Source organism: Corallococcus sp. AB045, from assembly GCF_003668895.1.
GTDB classification, from domain to species: Bacteria; Myxococcota; Myxococcia; order Myxococcales; family Myxococcaceae; genus Corallococcus; species Corallococcus coralloides.
This window is the reverse complement of record NZ_RAWN01000048.1, coordinates 24,446-39,510: the sequence shown is the minus strand read 5'-3', so window position 1 is coordinate 39,510 and position 15,065 is coordinate 24,446. Positions and strand designations below refer to the sequence as shown.

Annotated in this window: 10 protein-coding genes; 6 read left to right on the top strand and 4 right to left on the bottom strand. The window is 68.2% G+C overall.

Annotated elements, in window-relative coordinates:
* Position 1: 1 nt before the first annotated feature.
* Together D7Y21_RS14255 and D7Y21_RS14250 are read right to left on the bottom strand one after the other, a co-directional pair.
* On the bottom strand, positions 2-805 hold the full coding sequence (locus D7Y21_RS14255; protein WP_120564131.1) for an ABC transporter permease: 804 nt from the start codon (positions 803-805) through the stop codon (positions 2-4).
* A gap of 17 nt (positions 806-822) precedes the next feature.
* Positions 823-1,566, bottom strand: coding sequence for an ABC transporter ATP-binding protein (locus D7Y21_RS14250; RefSeq protein ID WP_199724373.1), 744 nt, complete (start codon positions 1,564-1,566; stop codon positions 823-825).
* A gap of 42 nt (positions 1,567-1,608) precedes the next feature.
* Here D7Y21_RS14250 and D7Y21_RS14245 point away from each other — a divergent pair, with 42 nt between their 5' ends.
* On the top strand, positions 1,609-2,802 hold the full coding sequence (locus tag D7Y21_RS14245; RefSeq protein WP_120564132.1) for an aspartate kinase: 1,194 nt from the start codon (positions 1,609-1,611) through the stop codon (positions 2,800-2,802).
* A 165-nt stretch (positions 2,803-2,967) separates the two neighbouring features.
* Entirely contained in the window at positions 2,968-5,553 is a 2,586-nt protein-coding gene (locus D7Y21_RS14240) for a N,N-dimethylformamidase beta subunit family domain-containing protein (RefSeq protein ID WP_121713775.1), read from the top strand.
* On the opposite strand, the gene D7Y21_RS14235 is transcribed toward D7Y21_RS14240, so the two are convergent.
* Entirely contained in the window at positions 5,554-6,495 is a 942-nt protein-coding gene (locus tag D7Y21_RS14235) for an ATP-binding protein (protein WP_120564134.1), read from the bottom strand.
* 80 nt (positions 6,496-6,575) lie between these two features.
* Positions 6,576-7,229, bottom strand: coding sequence for a hypothetical protein (locus D7Y21_RS14230; RefSeq protein ID WP_120564135.1), 654 nt, complete (start codon positions 7,227-7,229; stop codon positions 6,576-6,578).
* 294 nt (positions 7,230-7,523) lie between these two features.
* Between D7Y21_RS14230 and D7Y21_RS14225 the strand changes: the two genes are divergently transcribed.
* The 4 genes from D7Y21_RS14225 (at position 7,524) to gltG (ending at position 15,012) form a co-directional block, all read left to right on the top strand.
* Positions 7,524-11,117: a tetratricopeptide repeat protein gene (locus D7Y21_RS14225; protein WP_199724375.1), complete on the top strand. Its 3,594-nt coding sequence runs from the start codon at positions 7,524-7,526 to the stop codon at positions 11,115-11,117.
* A complete protein-coding gene (gene gltE, locus D7Y21_RS14220; protein WP_121713773.1) occupies positions 11,117-12,553 on the top strand; it encodes an adventurous gliding motility TPR repeat lipoprotein GltE in 1,437 nt (478 codons plus the stop codon). The genes D7Y21_RS14225 and gltE overlap by 1 nt, the downstream gene beginning before the upstream one ends.
* A 142-nt stretch (positions 12,554-12,695) precedes the next feature.
* On the top strand, positions 12,696-12,956 hold the full coding sequence (gene cglF, locus D7Y21_RS14215) for an adventurous gliding motility protein CglF (protein WP_014395388.1): 261 nt from the start codon (positions 12,696-12,698) through the stop codon (positions 12,954-12,956).
* A gap of 85 nt (positions 12,957-13,041) precedes the next feature.
* Positions 13,042-15,012 (top strand): adventurous gliding motility protein GltG, encoded by a 1,971-nt coding sequence (gene gltG / locus D7Y21_RS14210; protein ID WP_121713788.1) that lies wholly within the window; start codon positions 13,042-13,044, stop codon positions 15,010-15,012.
* Positions 15,013-15,065 lie beyond the last annotated feature (53 nt).

Genomic DNA, 15,065 nt, shown 5'->3' with positions numbered 1-15,065 from the left:
TTCATGCGTAGCGCTGCGCTTCCACCGCGCGGTGGGTGAGCAGCAGTGAGAACAGGATGACGGACGCGAAGAACACCAGCGCCTGCACCTCCAGGACGCCCTGGATCATCCCGTGCAACTGCGTGTCGAAGGACAGATAGGACAGGAACGAGCGCAGCGGCTCCGCGGTGGACTGGGCCACGCTGCGCAGGAGCATCCACGGCAGCAGCACGGTGAAGGTGAGGAACGCGGCCATCATCTGGCTCTCCGTCAGCGCGGAGATGAACAGCCCCACCGCCATGCACGTCGCGCCCCACAGCAGCACCGCGCCGTAGCCCAGCAGCACCGTGGGCCACTCCAGCGCGGAGCCTGACGGGCCCGTGCCCACCACCGACAGCAGCACCGGGAACACCAGCGTCAGCCCCAGCGTGACGAAGATGAGGCCCAGGCCGCCCAGGTACTTGCCCAGCACGATGTCCACGGGCCGCACCGGCGTCGTGAGCAGCAGCGCGAACGTCTTCTGGCGCTTCTCCTCCGCGAACAGCCGCATGGACAGGAAGGGCGCGACGAAGAGCGTGAGGATCAACACCACGCCCCACAGCTGCACCACCACGCCGTCCGTGAGGTTGCGGTAGACGATGGAGTCCGGCGGCAGCTTGCTCCAGCCGTGCTCGCGCGCCAGGGCCTGCACCTGCTGGAACTGCTCCAGCAGGCTGACGAAGAAGAACGACGAGAGCGCCGCCATCGCCGTGAACACGGCGTAGGCCCACGGGGTGGTGAAGGCGACGGCCAGCTCCTTGCGGGCAATGGCCAGGGCGGTGCGCATGCGCTTGAGGGTCCTGTTCAGGCGGCGGTCAGCTTGATGAAGACTTCTTCCAACGACGCGTGCTCGGCCTGGCCATGGGCCTTCGCCAACTGGTCGATGGCGTCATGGGCCACCACGCGGCCCTGGTGGAGGATGAGCACCTTCTCGCACGTCACCGTGACCTCCGGGAGGATGTGCGTGGACAACAGCACCGTGTGCCGGCCCTTGAGGCTCCGGATCAACGCGCGCAGGTCCGCGCGCTGCGCGGGGTCCAGGCCTTCGGTGGGCTCGTCCAGGATGAGCACCGGCGGCGAACCGATGAGCGCCTGCGCGATGCCCACGCGCTGCTGGTAGCCCTTGGACAGGTTCTGGAGCACGCGGCCCATCACGTCGTCCACGCCCGTGAGCCCCGCCACCCGCGCCACCTCCGCCTTCACCGCGCGGCCGGGCACCTGCTTGAGCGCCGCGACGAACGCCAGGTAACCGTGCACCGTCAGCTCCGGGTACAGCGGCGGTGTCTCCGGCAGGTAGCCGATGCGCCGTTTGACCTCCATGGGGTGCGTGGACACGTCGAAGCCCGCCACCTTCGCGCTGCCCTCGGAGGGGGGCAGGAAGCCGGTGAGGATCTTCATCGTGGTGGACTTGCCCGCGCCGTTGGGGCCGAGGAAGCCCAAGAGCTCGCCCTCACCGACCGTGAAGGACAGGTCCTCGATGGCCACGCGATCGCGGTAGCGCCGGGTGAGGTTGCGCACCTCGATGATGGGCTTCTCGGTGATTGGCATGCGCGGGGGCGAACTCTACACTGCCCTGGAAGCGAGGCGTGGATGCCAATCGTGGTGCAGAAGTACGGCGGCTCATCGGTCGCTGACGCGGAGAAGCTCGGCAAGGTCGCGCGGCGCGTGAAGCAGAAGCGGGACGCGGGCTATCAGGTGGTCGTGGTCGTGAGCGCCATGGGCGACACCACGGATGACCTGCTGTCGCTGGCCAAGAGCGTGTCCCAGGACCCGCCCCGGCGCGAACTGGACATGCTCCTCACCTGCGGCGAGCGCATCTCCATGGCGCTCCTGTCCATGGCGCTCCAGGAGCAGGGCGTGCCGGCCATCAGCTTCACCGGCAGCCAGAGCGGCATCATCACCAACGACGCGCACGCCCAGGCGCGCATCGTGGAGGTGCGGCCCTACCGCATCCAGGACGAGCTGGCGCACGGCAAGGTCGTCATCGTCGCGGGCTACCAGGGCGTCTCCTACAAGAAGGAGGTGACGACGCTGGGGCGCGGCGGCTCCGATACGACCGCTGTCGCGCTGGCGGCGGCGCTGGACGCGGAAGCGTGTGAAATCTACTCCGACGTGGACGGCGTCTTCAGCGCGGATCCACGCGTGGTGCCGGACGCGCGCAAGCTGGAGTCGCTGAGCTACGACGAGATGCAGGAGCTGGCGAGCGCCGGCGCCAAGGTGCTCAACGCGCAGGCCGTGGAGTGGGCGAAGGCGCGCGGCATCACCATCCTCGCGCGCACCGCGCATGGACAGGGCACCGGCACCAGCGTGCAGGAGCTCGCCGTGCCCACCGACAGCCGCGTGAAGGGCGTGACGGCGGACGCGGAGATGGCCGTGCTCGTCGCCCACGCCAGCGTGCCACTCCAGGAGCTGCTGGAGTTCCTGGACGCGCGCGCCGTCCGAGGCCGCACGCTCGCCCATGACGGACTGCCGGGCGCGCCGGGGCGCACGTACCTCGCGGTGCCGCTCGCGGACATCCACGGTCCGGAGGCGCTCCAGCGCGAGCTGGCCACGCGCTTTGGCGCGGGCGTGGACTGGCAGGACGGCTGGGGCACGGTCACCTGTGTGGGCGTGGGCCTCAACGCGGACTGGGTGCCGCTGCGCAAGGCCCTCTCCGCCGCGGAAGCCCTGTCCGCCCGGGTTCATGCGGTGAGCACCTCGCCACTTCAGGTGACCCTCCTGGTGGACAAGACGCATCTGAAGACCCTCACGGCCCGGTTGCACCGCGAACTGCTCGGTAGCTGACACGCTCCGAGCCCCCGCAACCTCCATTGATCCGAGGACTTGCGGGCTGTCCCTGGGGACGAGTCGACATCCTCTGTCGAACTTCCTTTCCCAATGGGGGCAGGGCGCTTCCCTCTGAGAAGTCGATGCCTACCCTCCTCCTCTGAATACCTTGGAGGGTCGGGCATGGCTCAAGGGCGTCGCTGGATGGGACTGGGGGTGGTGCTGGCGCTCCTGGTGACCGGGGCCTCGGGGTGCAAGGACTCCGGTCCGGCACCCGGCACGCCTCCCCCTGGCGACCGCCATGATGATCCGCCGCTGAGCAACGACGACGCGGGCGTCATCGGTCCGGACGGCGGCATCGTCGTTCCCGAATATGACGCGGGCACGCCGGAAGAGGAGCCGGACGCGGGCACGCTGCCCGACGGTGGCAGCGCGCTGCCCGAGCGCGACCCGGACGCCGTCCACAAGGAGAACCAGAGGAAGGGCACCAACGGCTGGCGCATCGACAAGAACGCCAACAGCCGTGAGATTGAAGGCTACCCCCTCAAGGCCACCCTGACGCAGGGCGAGTCGCTGCGCGTGGCGGTGTCCCTGTCCGAGGAGCGCAAGTTCAGCTGGTTCGTCTACCGCCTGGGCTACTACGGCGGCGTGGGTGCCCGCGAGGTCGCGCGCGGCGGCCCGGTGCAGGGCACGCGGCAGGCGGACTGTCCGGCGGATCCGACGACGGGCATCATCGCCTGCTCCTGGTCCCCCACGCTGGAGATCCCCATCGGCGAGGACTGGGTGCGCGGCGTGTACGTGGTGAAGCTCGTGAGAGACGATCGGCCGTCGCGCTACGTGCCCTTCTTCGTGCGGGACGCCAACCCGCGCGCGGAGGTCGCGGTGCTCATGCCCACCTCGAACTGGGCGGCGTACAACACCTGGGGCGGCACCAGCCTCTACGATGATCAGAAGGGCGTGATGAAGGCGCACGGCGTCTCGCGCGCCTTCCAGTCCTCCTACGACCGGCCCTACTACCGGGGCCAGGGCTCCGGGCACCTGATGCTGGACGACCTGAGCCTGGTGACGTGGCTGGAGTCGCAGGACCTGGACGTGGGCTACTTCACCGACGAGGACATGGACGAAAGCTACGACTTCCTGCGTGGCGCGAAGGTGTTCCTGATGTCCGGCCACGACGAGTACTGGTCGTCCAAGCAGCGCGACCATGCGGACCGCGCGCTGTCGGAGGGGCGGTCCATCATCAACCTGGGCGCGAACAACGCGTACTGGCAGGTGCGGATGGAGCCCTCCGCGGACGGCCGACCGCGCCGCGTTGTCACCTGCTACAAGGGCGCGCCCCAGGATCCGTACAAGGACCAGCGCAGGACGGTGAAGTTCCGCGACCTGCCCGCGCCCCGTCCGGAGAACGCGCTGCTGGGCGTGCAGTTCGCCGCGCGCTGGCACCAGTGGCCCTTCCCGACCGTCATCACCAACCCGGAGCACTGGGTCTTCAACGGCACGGGCTTCAAGGCCGGTGACACGCTGTGGATGGCGAACGGCTACGAGGTGGATCAGCTGGTGTCCAATGGCCGCCAGCCCGCCGGCGTGGAGGTGCTCGCGGAGTCCCCCTCGCTGTCGCTCCAGGGCGGCTTCGGCTTCGCGCACATGGTGGTGCGCAAGCAGGGGGACGCGTACGTCTTCTCCTCGGGCGGCATCGACTTCGTGCACAAGCTGGCCGGGGTGGCGGACCGCGTGGCGGATCCGCGCGCGGGCCGCATCGTGGCCAACGTGCTCTACAAGGCGCTGGGCCGGAAGCTGCCGGGCGACCTGGTGAAGTTCCAGCCCCCGGCGGCGCCAACGCCCATGGGGCCGTTCGCCGCCTCCGTGACGACGGTGGCGGGACAGCCCGGCAAGCGCTGCCACGCGGGCGCGAAGGTGGGGCCTGACGAACTGGGTGCGCCGCTCGCCGTCGCCGTGCTGCCGGATGGCGGCTGGGCGGCGGCGGACTCGCTGGGCAACACGGTGAAGCGCGTGTCTCCGGACGGGAAGATCCGCACGGTGCTCACCGGCCTCAACGGTCCCATGGGCATCGCCTCGGACGCGCTGGGCAACCTCTACGTGTCCGACACCGAGAACGCGGTCATCCGTCGCATCTCCCCGGAGGGCAAGGCGGAGGTGTTCGCGGGCACCACGTGGGGCTATCAGGATGGCCCCGCGCTGTCGGCGGCCTTCAACCAGCCCGCGGGCCTGTCGTTCACGCCGGACGGCACGGCGCTGCTCGTGGCGGACTTGAACAACAGCGTCATCCGCCGCATCGACATGGTGACGCCCGGCAACCCGGTGACGACGCTCCAGGGCGACTGGCTCTACCGTCCCTCCGCGGTGGTCCAGACGGTGGACGGCACCACCTACGTCGTGGAGAGCGGCATGGCGCGCGTGGTGCGCGTGCGCGACGGTGTCACCACCGTGGTGGCGGGCTCCACGCCCGGCTTCCGCGACGGGGATCCGAAGGAGGGCCAGATGCTGCCGTACCTGGGCCTGGCGCTGCTGCCGGACGGCTCGCTCGCCATCTCCGACCCCGGCAACTACCGCGTGCGCCGGCTGACCTTCAACGCGTCCGGCGAGCCGGAGAAGCTGACCACGCTCGCGGGCAGTGGCCGCTATGGCGCGGACGACGGCACGGGCAGGGAGGCCCAGCTGGTGCTGCCCGCCGGGCTCGCGGTGGGGCCGGATGGCACCCTCTATGTGGCGGACGCGGGCAACTCGCTGGTGCGCGCCATCCAGCGCTGATCACCGGCCCGGGTTGCGCATGCCACCCATGGGCGGCGGCGCGTCCATCTCCTGCCGCGTGCGCCGCCTGTCCGGGGTGTCGCGCGGCAGCTCCACGAAGGTGCACATCTCGCAGAGGCGGCTGTAGATGCGCTCACCCACGCGCTCGCGAAGAAGCTCCGCGTCCTTCATGGCGGAGCGGGCGTCGTCCGTGGTGCGGTAGCCCGAAGGCGCGCTGCTCCGCGCGCCCTTGCGCTCCGGCTCCAGCGAGTAGTTCGTGGCGAAGAGCGTCGTGCGCCCCGCGTTGTAGCGCCGGGCGATCAGCTCATCGAGCGTCTCCATCTCGAAGGGACTGCCGCGCCCCTTGCCCAACTCGTCGATGGCGAGCACCTCCACCTCCGACAGGGGCCCGATGATCTCCCCGCCGCTCTTGCCGTCCTGGAAGCCGCGCCGGATGGTCGCGTAGAGGAGGGAGATTTCGACGTAGCGGGACTTCACGCCCAGCTCCAGCACCAGGTGTCCGAGCGTCGCGGCGAGGAGGTGCGTCTTGCCCGTGCCCACCGGCCCGCTCAGCACGAAGCCCTTGTTGGTGGCGCCCTTCACGTACTGATTGGCGAAGTGCATCGCCACGCCGCGGCCGCGGTCCTGCGACTCGTTGAAGGGCCGGTAGTTGTCGAACGACGCGTGCGCCATGACGCCCGGCATCTGCACGTCGTTGTAGAGCGCCACGCGCGTGCGCCGGAGCGTGCACACGCACGGCTCCAGGACGTCATACGTCCGGGGGCCCACCTTGGCGCTGAAGGTGCCTTCCTTCTGCACCAGCCTGTGCCCGCGTCCACCGCACATCGGGCAGTCCGCCGAGCACGGACACACCCGCGCGGTCGCGAGCTCTCCGCGCCGCTCGATGAGGTACGTCCGCCCGCCGCACTGCCCACACGCCTCGCCGTTCGCCTTGGCAGCCATCGCGCCCAGCCATAACACCGTCCCCCCTGGCCGTCAGCCTGCTGAACCTTCGTTCAGGCGTGCGGAAGGGGGACAACCCTTCAGGTTTCCTTCATGTCCAGCCGCCGTCTGACGGCCGCCTGGAGCCGGAAGCGCCGGGACACACGCCGCGCGCGGGCCGTCATCAGCTGTTGTTCACCGGTGCGCGCATCTCGCCACACCGTGCGTCGCTCCGCGAAGGGCAGGGCGCGCAGCAGCACCAGCAGCGCCCACGCCTCCTGTTGATCCATGGCCGCGGGCTCGCGCGGCACGCACGCGAGCACCGTGTCCAGCAGCCGGTGCACCCGCGGCGCCATCGCGGCTTCGCGCTCCGTCAGCGCCCGCAGCGCCGCGCACAACCGCGCGTGCCGCACCTCTTCCCACGAACGGGCAGGGCGCTTCTTCGAGGAGGCCGGAGGGGCCTCTTCTCCCTGGCCCGCGGACAGGTCGCGGTACTTGCGGATCTCCGTCTCCACCTGGCGCCGGCACGCGCGCAGCGAACGCAGCACCGGCTCTCCGGGTCGCGCGTCCCACAGCGCCTTCTCCGCCGAACGCGAGATGCCACGCGCCACGACCTCGAAGGGCACTCCCTCCCGCGCCCACGCGATGACGAGCTCGGTGTCCAGCGCGGACAACATCAGGCCCGCGCCGCGCACCGCGAGGAAGTAGTCCTGCACCAGCTCCTCGAAGCTGGCGCTCTCCGGCAGAAGACTCATGATCCGACAACCACCCCAGGCAGGACGGCCAGACGAACAGCCGCCAGCTTCCCATACCTGTTGGGGCCTTCCGTGCAACCTTCCTGTCGCTGTCTGGAGCGGCGTTGGCGCACAGCGAAATTGAAGTTTTCCCGCTTGCTATCCAACGGACCGGACGTCCCGTCGTCTGAGTTGACCCGCCTTGCGCAAACCGCGCATAGTACGAGTCCCCTCATGGAAATTCCCGAAGATTCCCGGACACTTGCCAAGCAAGCAGGCATCCGTGGACGCCGGTTCCCCGCTCCTAGGAAGACCATGCGCCGCTCGCTACTCGTTTGCCTCGTTCTCCTGACTTCCATGGCTTCGGCCCAGGAGAAGAAAGCACTGCGCGACGCTGACCTGGGCAAGAAGTCCACCACCATCGTGGACAAGTCCCTCGCAGGCGACATCACGCGCCCGAAGGAAGCCCAGCAGGCCGCTCCCGCGCTTCAATATGATCAGTTCCGCCTGGGCGTGGAAGTGCAGGTCGCTTCCAAGCGCCGCGAACAGATCGAATCGCTGAGGAAGATCATCTCGCTGTCTCCTGATCAGAAGGAGGCGCCCAGCCTGCTGTTCCGCCTGGGTGAGCTCTACTGGGAGGAGTCGAAGTTCTTCTTCTTCGAAGCCAACCGGAAGGACGACGAGCTCATCGTCGCCATGAACCGCAACGACGCCGCGGCCCAGCAGAAGGCCAAGGCGGAGAAGGCGGAGTTGATGGCGAAGGTGAAGGAGAACGGCAAGTACGCCGTCGAGCAGTACACGAAGATCGTCCAGGAGTACCCGAAGTTCGAGCGCACGGACGAGGTGCTCTTCTTCCTCGGCCAGTACCTGATGGAGGACGGCCAGGACAAGAAGGCGCTCGTCGCGTTCAAGCGCCTGATTGAGAAGTACCCGCAGTCCAAGTACATCCCGGACGCGTACTTCGCCTTCGGCGAGTACTACTTCAACAACTCCAAGGGCAAGCGCCCGGAGCTGGAGAAGGCGCTCGCCGCGTACAAGAAGGCCGCCGAGTTCCCGGAGAACCAGGTCTACGCCTTCGCCCTCTACAAGCAGGGCTGGTGCTACTTCAACATGGGCGAGTACGAGTCCGCGAAGGACAAGTACAAGACCGTGGTCCTCTACGGTGAGCTGGCGGGCGCCGCCGCCGTGGAGAAGGACGGCAAGTCCAAGGCGAAGGGCTCGCTGGTGCGTGAAGCGCGCGCGGACTACGTGCGCGCCTTCGCCCGCGAGGGTGACGTCACGCAGGCGCGCGCGGACTTCGGCAAGGTCGCCACCAATCCGGAAGACCGCTTCGCGATGATGAAGCAGCTCGCGAACCTGTACTACGGCGACGGCAAGGACCGCGAAGCGGCCATCACCTACAACTCGCTGATCAAGGAGAAGCCGCTGTCGCCGGAGGCTCCTGGCTTCCAGGGCAAGATCGTCGACTGCATCCTGCGCATGGGCAACAAGGAGCGCACCGTGGCCCAGGTGCGCCGGCTCGTGAAGATCATGAAGGACGTCGAGTCCTCCGGCGTCATCAAGGACGACAAGGACAAGAAGGCGCTCGCGGAGGCGAAGGAGCTGTCCGAGCGCACGCTCTCCAACCTCGCCGTCACCTGGCACAACGAGGGCAGGAAGACGCGCAGCGAGGAGACCTTCAAGTACGCGGACGCCGTGTACAGCGACTACCTCACGCTCTTCCCGGAGAACCCCAAGGCGTATGACCTGCGCTTCTTCTGGGCGGAGCTCCTCAACGACAGCCTCCAGAACTTCGACAAGGCCGCCGCCAACTACACGCTGGTCGTCCTCCAGGACGCCAAGGTGCTGGAGGCCAAGGACGACAAGGGCAAGCCCAAGCCGGGCAAGCCGGGCAAGTGGCTGACCAACGCCTCCTACAACGCCGTGCTCGCCTACGACGAAGTGGTCAAGGCCGCTGAAGCGCGCGGCGAGGCCAAGTCCGAGTCCGCCGGCACGGACATCCAGAAGAAGATCGCCATCCCCACGCTGAAGAAGTCGCTGCTCGACGCGTGCGAGCGCTACCTCAAGTACGTCCCCAAGGGCGACAAGCGCGTGGAGATCGCCTTCAAGGCGGCGAACATCTACTACCGCCACAACCACTTCGACGAAGCCGTGCTGCGCTTCAGCGAGATCGCGCTCGGCTACCCCGAGTACAAGTTCGAGGACGGGCAGCGCGCGGCTGAAATCGCCGCCAACCTCATCCTCGACTCGTACAACCTGCTGGGCGACTTCGCGAAGGTCAACGAGTGGGCCCGCCGCTTCTACTCCAACGACAAGCTGGCCACCGGCAAGTTCCGCGACGACCTGGCGAAGCTGATCGAGCAGTCGTCGTTCAAGCTGGTCAGCCAGCTGGAGGAGAAGAAGGAGTTCTCCAAGGCGGCCGAGGCGTACCTGAACTTCGTCCACGACTTCCCGCAGACGGAGATCGCGGACCTGGCGCTCTACAACGCGTCCGTCGACTACTACAAGGCGAAGAGCCTGGATAAGGCCATCGAGGTCCGCAAGCGCCTGTTCGCGGAGTACCCCCGGTCCAAGTACGTGCCGGACTCCATCTACGCGAACGCGGAGGCGCTGGAGGCCATCGGTGACTTCGAGGAGGCCGCGGGCACCTACGAACTCTACGTGCGCGGCTACGAGCGCAACCTGAACGAGAAGGGCGGCTCGCCGGCGGCGAAGGCCAAGGCGAAGAGCAAGGCCAAGGGCAAGGGCAAGCAGGCCTCCAACGACGACGGCCCCGCGAAGCCCGCGGTGGTGCAGAAGTGGGACGAGTCCAAGGCGCAGATCGCCCTGTTCAACGCGGCCACCTACCGCGAGGGCCTGGGCCAGCTGAAGGCCGCGCTCAAGAACCGCGAGCACTACATCGAGCTGTGGCCCAAGTCGAAGGACACGGAGGCCGCCTTCCTGTCCGTCGTGGACCTGCACGTGAAGCAGGGCGCGTACATGAAGGCCATCAAGCTCCTGGAGGAGTACGAGCGCGACAACATGCGCTCCCAGAGCAAGTTCCTCATGGCCGAGGGCCGCATCACCGACATCTACGCGAAGATGAAGAAGACGAACGACGTGCGCCGCATGAACAAGCGCATCTTCGAGTACTTCGATCAGCTGCCCCGCCGTCAGCAGACCGCGCTGGAGAAGCCCGCGCTGGCCGCCGCCGCGCAGGCGAACCTGCTGGCCATCGAGCCGGACTGGAACGAGTTCAAGCGCCTGAAGCTGTACTGGGGCGTGCCGCCGTCGCCGGAGCGCTTCAAGGGCTCGCTGGCCGACAAGGGCCGCGCGCTGGAAGTCGTCCAGAAGAAGTACGTGCAGACCGTGGCCCTGGGCGCCCCGGAGCCGGCCATCTGCGCGCTGCAGCGCATTGGCCTCGCGTATGACCACATGGCGGAGCTCGTCGTGAACGCGCCCATGCCGCGAGGCCTGGACGAGGAGTCGCAGCAGGCCCTGCGCGACGAGTTCAGCAACCAGGCGCAGCCGCTCAAGGACAAGGCCACGGAGGCCTTCTCCGGTGCGGTGGCCAAGAGCCGCGAGCTGGGCGTGTTCAACGACTGCGCCGCGGCGAGCCTGAAGATCCTCCGCACCACCTACGCCCCGGACCGCTACCCGGAGGTGCTGGAGGAGAAGCTCGCGCTGAAGAACAAGGAGCTGGTGCTGGGCGGCGACCTCCTGGCCGCCGTGCAGGACATCCCGCCCCCGGTCACCAAGGTGGAACCGGAGAAGCAGGCCAAGAGCGAGGCGCTCAACGAGGACCTGTCCGCGCTGACGAACGCCCTTCGCCAGCAGACCGAGTCCGAGGTCGCCAAGCCCGCCGCCGCGTCCAAGGACGGCGCCCCCAAGAAGACTGTTGATGATCAGGAGCCGGAGGACTTCCTCTAATGAATCGCCGCATGCACCCGTTCCGCCCCCTCCTGCTGGCCACGCTGGCGCTGACCGCTGTCGGCTGCTCCACCACGCAGACCAACACCCCGGCGCCCGTCGCCAAGCCCGTGGTCGCCACGGGCCCGGTCTCCATCTCCAACCGCGCCATGCTGCTGTTCGATGACGCGACGAAGTCCTTCGACGCGCAGAAGAAGGCCAAGGCCTTCGACTACCCGTCGCTGGAGCGCAAGTTCAAGGCCGCCCTGGAGGCGGACCAGAACCTGGCGGAGGCCGAGTACAACCTGGGCGTCATCGCCGAGCGCATGGGTAAGCCCGACGAGGCCAAGGCCCGCTACGCGTCCGCGCTCACCAAGAAGCCGTCCCTGCGTCAGGCGTCCGACAACCTGGCCATCATGAAGCAGAACGGCGGCGACGTGGCCGGCGCCGTGGCGCTCTACCAGGACGTGCTCACGCGCTACCCGGACGACGCGGGCTCGCGCGCGCGGCTCGCGGAGATCTACCGGCAGAACAACGACCACGACAAGGCGATGGAGCTGTCTCGCGCCGCGCTCATGCGCGACCCGATGAACACCAACGCCCTCAAGGTCATGATCCGCAGCTACCTGGATCGCAAGCAGCTGGCCATGGCGAAGCTCGTCGCGCTGCGCGCGGTGAAGCTGGACGGCACGGATCCGGAGCTGCACCAGGCCGTGGGCCTCATCCTCCTGAAGGAGGGCGACACCGAGGGCGCGCGCCTGCAGTTCAAGAGCGCCCTGGAGGCGAAGGCGGACTACGTGCCGGCGCACGTGGAGCTGGCCCAGCTGGCGCTCAACGCGGAGGACTTCCCCGGCGCGGAGGAGCACCTGCGCCGCATCCTGCAGTCGGACGGCAAGAACGCCGCCGCGCACGTGGACCTGGGCATCGCGCTCAAGGGCCAGGGCCAGTACGACAAGGCCATGCAGGAGTACGACGAGGCGGAGAAGCTCAACCCCGACCTGGGCGCCACGTACCTCAACCGCGGCATCATCCTGCACAAGGTGAAGGACGCCCCCGAGCGCGCGGTGGAGCTCTACAAGAAGTACGTCGCGCTCGCCGGCGGCGAGGTCGCGCTCAATGCCGAAGCGCCTGTCTTCAGCCTCATGCGCGAGGCGGAGAGCATCGTGCAGGCCAAGCGCGAGGCGTCGGCCGCGGAGGCCCAGGCCAAGCAGCTGGAGGCGCTCCAGGCCCAGCAGCAGGCCGCGATGAAGGCGGAAGAGGCGAAGCAGAAGGGCCAGACGCCTCCGGGTGGAGCGACGCCCGCGTCCGGCACCGGCACCGCCCCGCAGGCCACGCCGGCCTCCGGCACGGGCGCGCAGCAGCCGGCCGCCACCCCGGCGGGTGGCACGCAGACGGCCCCTGCCCAGAAGAATGCAGCCCCGGTGGACTCCGACGAGCCGACGGACGACCTGCTGTGATGTGGGAGACGCCCGCCAGTGGCTTCACGCTGGCGGCGCGGCTCGGGAAGATGCGAACCTTGTGAGCCCCTCGCTTTCCAGGGCGGGGGCCCACCATGCGGAAACACCAGTGGGCCTTGGGAAGGCCCCACGTGGAGGCAGGATGCGGAAGTGGCTGATGCTGTGCATGACGTTGTCGGTGGCCCCGGCCTTCGCCCAGGACGAAGGCGGCAAGAGTGAGGGTGGCGGCGCCAGGATGCAGAAGACGACCAGCGTCGACTTCGAGGACGACACCATCGAGGGTGATCTCACGAAGCCGGACGGCGAGTACGTCGAGGCGCGCAAGACCGTGAAGCACTCCAACCTCATCCGCATCCGCGAAGACTTCGAGGACAAGGTGATGCAGTCCGTGGGCGAGCTGTAATCCCCCCACCACGGATTGAACCGGCGGCGGGAACCTTCCGCCGGCACCGTTGTCCAAGAGCGCCAAAGCCTACCGGGAGCCCTCCATGGCCGTACCCCTGACACTCAAGGTCTTCAAGGGCGACACGTTGGTCGCCTCCAAGGACTACGAGCGCGACATCATCAAGATTGGTCGTCTCTCCTCCGCGCACCTGTGCCTGGAGGACGACAAGGTCAGCCGTATCCACTCCGTCATCGAAGTCGCCGCCGACGGCTCCATGTCCATCATCGACATGGGCAGCGTCGAAGGCACCTACGTCAACGGCAAGCGCGTCAACAAGGGGCAGGTCTCCTTCGGTGACGAGGTCCGCGTGGGTGGCACCACCATCCGCCTGGAGAACCCGGCTGCTGTCGCCGCGGTGAACCTGGCCGCCGCCGTCGCCCAGGCGGACGCGCCCACGGACAAGAACCCGACCGTTGCGCCGGTGGCCCCCGCCGCCGCCATCGCGCAGGCCGTGGCCGCGCCTGTCGCCGCTCCGGTGGCAGCGACGCCCGCGCCCGCCCCGACGCCGGCTCCCGTCGCACTGGACGCCTCCGTCGCGCCCACGCAGAAGAACGCCGTGGCGCCAGCGCGGGCTCCCAAGGCCCCCGTGGCGGACGAGGACGCGCACGAGGAGCAGGAAGCCGCGCCGCGCGTGCGCACCGTGCGCAAGACCAAGTCCAACGGGCCGCAGGGCGTGTCGCTGCGCCTGCTCTGGGGTGACCAGCGCGTGGGCGAGTTCTTCGTGCCCCCCGGCGCGAAGAAGGCCTTCACGGTGGGCAGCGCCAAGGGCGTGGACTTCGTGATGGGCGACGCCAAGCTGGGCGCCCCCACCTTCGAGGTGCTGCGCACCGACGGTCAGTCCTTCACCCTGCGCTTCGCGCGCAAGATGAAGGGCGAGCTCACCCGCAAGGGCGAGACGCTGGACCTGGAAGCGGTGATGGAGTCCGGCAAGGCCTCCCAGGACGGTGACGCCTACGGCCTCACGCTGGAAGCGGACGACTTCGTCTGGGTGGACCTGGGCGGCCTCACGCTGGAGGCGCAGTTCCAGCCGGTGCCCAAGCGCGTCGTCGTGCCGATGGGCGAGAACATCGACTACACGGCGCTCAACATCTTCCTGGTGATGTTCTTCATCGGCACCGCGTTTGTCATCCACTCCATGAACCAGAGTGGGGAAGGGGACGAGTACGCGGATGAGCTCGCGGGCAACGACGCGCGCATCGCGAAGCTGATCATCAAGGCTCCGGAGACCCAGAAGAACAAGTTCCTGGAGAAGCTGAACCAGCAGAAGGAGAAGAAGTCGGGCGAGATGGCCCAGAAGCAGCGCAACGACGAAGGTCAGATGGGCAAGAAGGACGCGCCCAAGACCAACAACCGCGCCGCGCCCAAGGGCGACCCGAACAAGAAGGACGAGGCGCGCGCCCTCACCGCGAAGATCTTCGGCGGTGGCAAGGGCGGCATCTCCACCATCTTCGGCAAGTCGGGCCTGGGCGGCGAGCTCAAGAGCGCCATGGGCAACATGTTCGGCGCCAAGGCGGGAGACGCGGGCGGCTTCGGCGGCATGGGCCTGCGCGGCAGCGGCGGTGGTGGCGGTGGCACCGGTGACAGCATCGGCATCGGCGGCATCGGCACCAAGGGCCGTGGCGGCGGCAGCGGCAGCTACGGCACCGGCGTGGGCACGCTCGGCGGCAAGCAGAGCGTGGACGTGGGCATCACCTCGTCGGATCCGGAAGTGATGGGCTCGCTGGACAAGGAGCTCATCCGCCAGGTCATCCAGCGCAACCGCGGGCAGATCCGCTACTGCTACGAGAGCCTGCTCAACCGCTTCCCCAAGCTGGGCGGCAAGGTCTCCGTGAAGTTCATCATCAGCGCCAACGGCTCGGTGGCCACGTCCAACGTCGCGCAGTCCACGGCGGGCAACTCGGACCTGGAGACCTGCGTGGCCGGCCGCGTGCGCACCTGGAAGTTCCCGGAGCCCAAGGGTGGAGGCTCCGTGATCGTCACCTACCCGTTCATCTTCAAGCAGGCCGGTGACTGACGTAGAATCAACACATCTGTCATTCGCGCGGGCGGTCCTGGACACAGGGCTGC

Bases quoted from the DNA above. Each gene is read 5' to 3' on its own strand.
- D7Y21_RS14255 (WP_120564131.1), bottom strand. From the start codon at position 805: ATGCGCACCGCCCTGGCCATTGCCCGCAAGGAGCTGGCCGTCGCCTTC.
- D7Y21_RS14250 (WP_199724373.1), bottom strand. From the start codon at position 1,566: ATGCCAATCACCGAGAAGCCCATCATCGAGGTGCGCAACCTCACCCGG.
- D7Y21_RS14245 (WP_120564132.1), top strand. From the start codon at position 1,609: ATGCCAATCGTGGTGCAGAAGTACGGCGGCTCATCGGTCGCTGACGCG.
- D7Y21_RS14240 (WP_121713775.1), top strand. From the start codon at position 2,968: ATGGCTCAAGGGCGTCGCTGGATGGGACTGGGGGTGGTGCTGGCGCTC.
- D7Y21_RS14235 (WP_120564134.1), bottom strand. From the start codon at position 6,495: ATGGCTGCCAAGGCGAACGGCGAGGCGTGTGGGCAGTGCGGCGGGCGG.
- D7Y21_RS14230 (WP_120564135.1), bottom strand. From the start codon at position 7,229: ATGAGTCTTCTGCCGGAGAGCGCCAGCTTCGAGGAGCTGGTGCAGGAC.
- D7Y21_RS14225 (WP_199724375.1), top strand. From the start codon at position 7,524: ATGCGCCGCTCGCTACTCGTTTGCCTCGTTCTCCTGACTTCCATGGCT.
- gltE (WP_121713773.1), top strand. From the start codon at position 11,117: ATGAATCGCCGCATGCACCCGTTCCGCCCCCTCCTGCTGGCCACGCTG.
- cglF (WP_014395388.1), top strand. From the start codon at position 12,696: ATGCGGAAGTGGCTGATGCTGTGCATGACGTTGTCGGTGGCCCCGGCC.
- gltG (WP_121713788.1), top strand. From the start codon at position 13,042: ATGGCCGTACCCCTGACACTCAAGGTCTTCAAGGGCGACACGTTGGTC.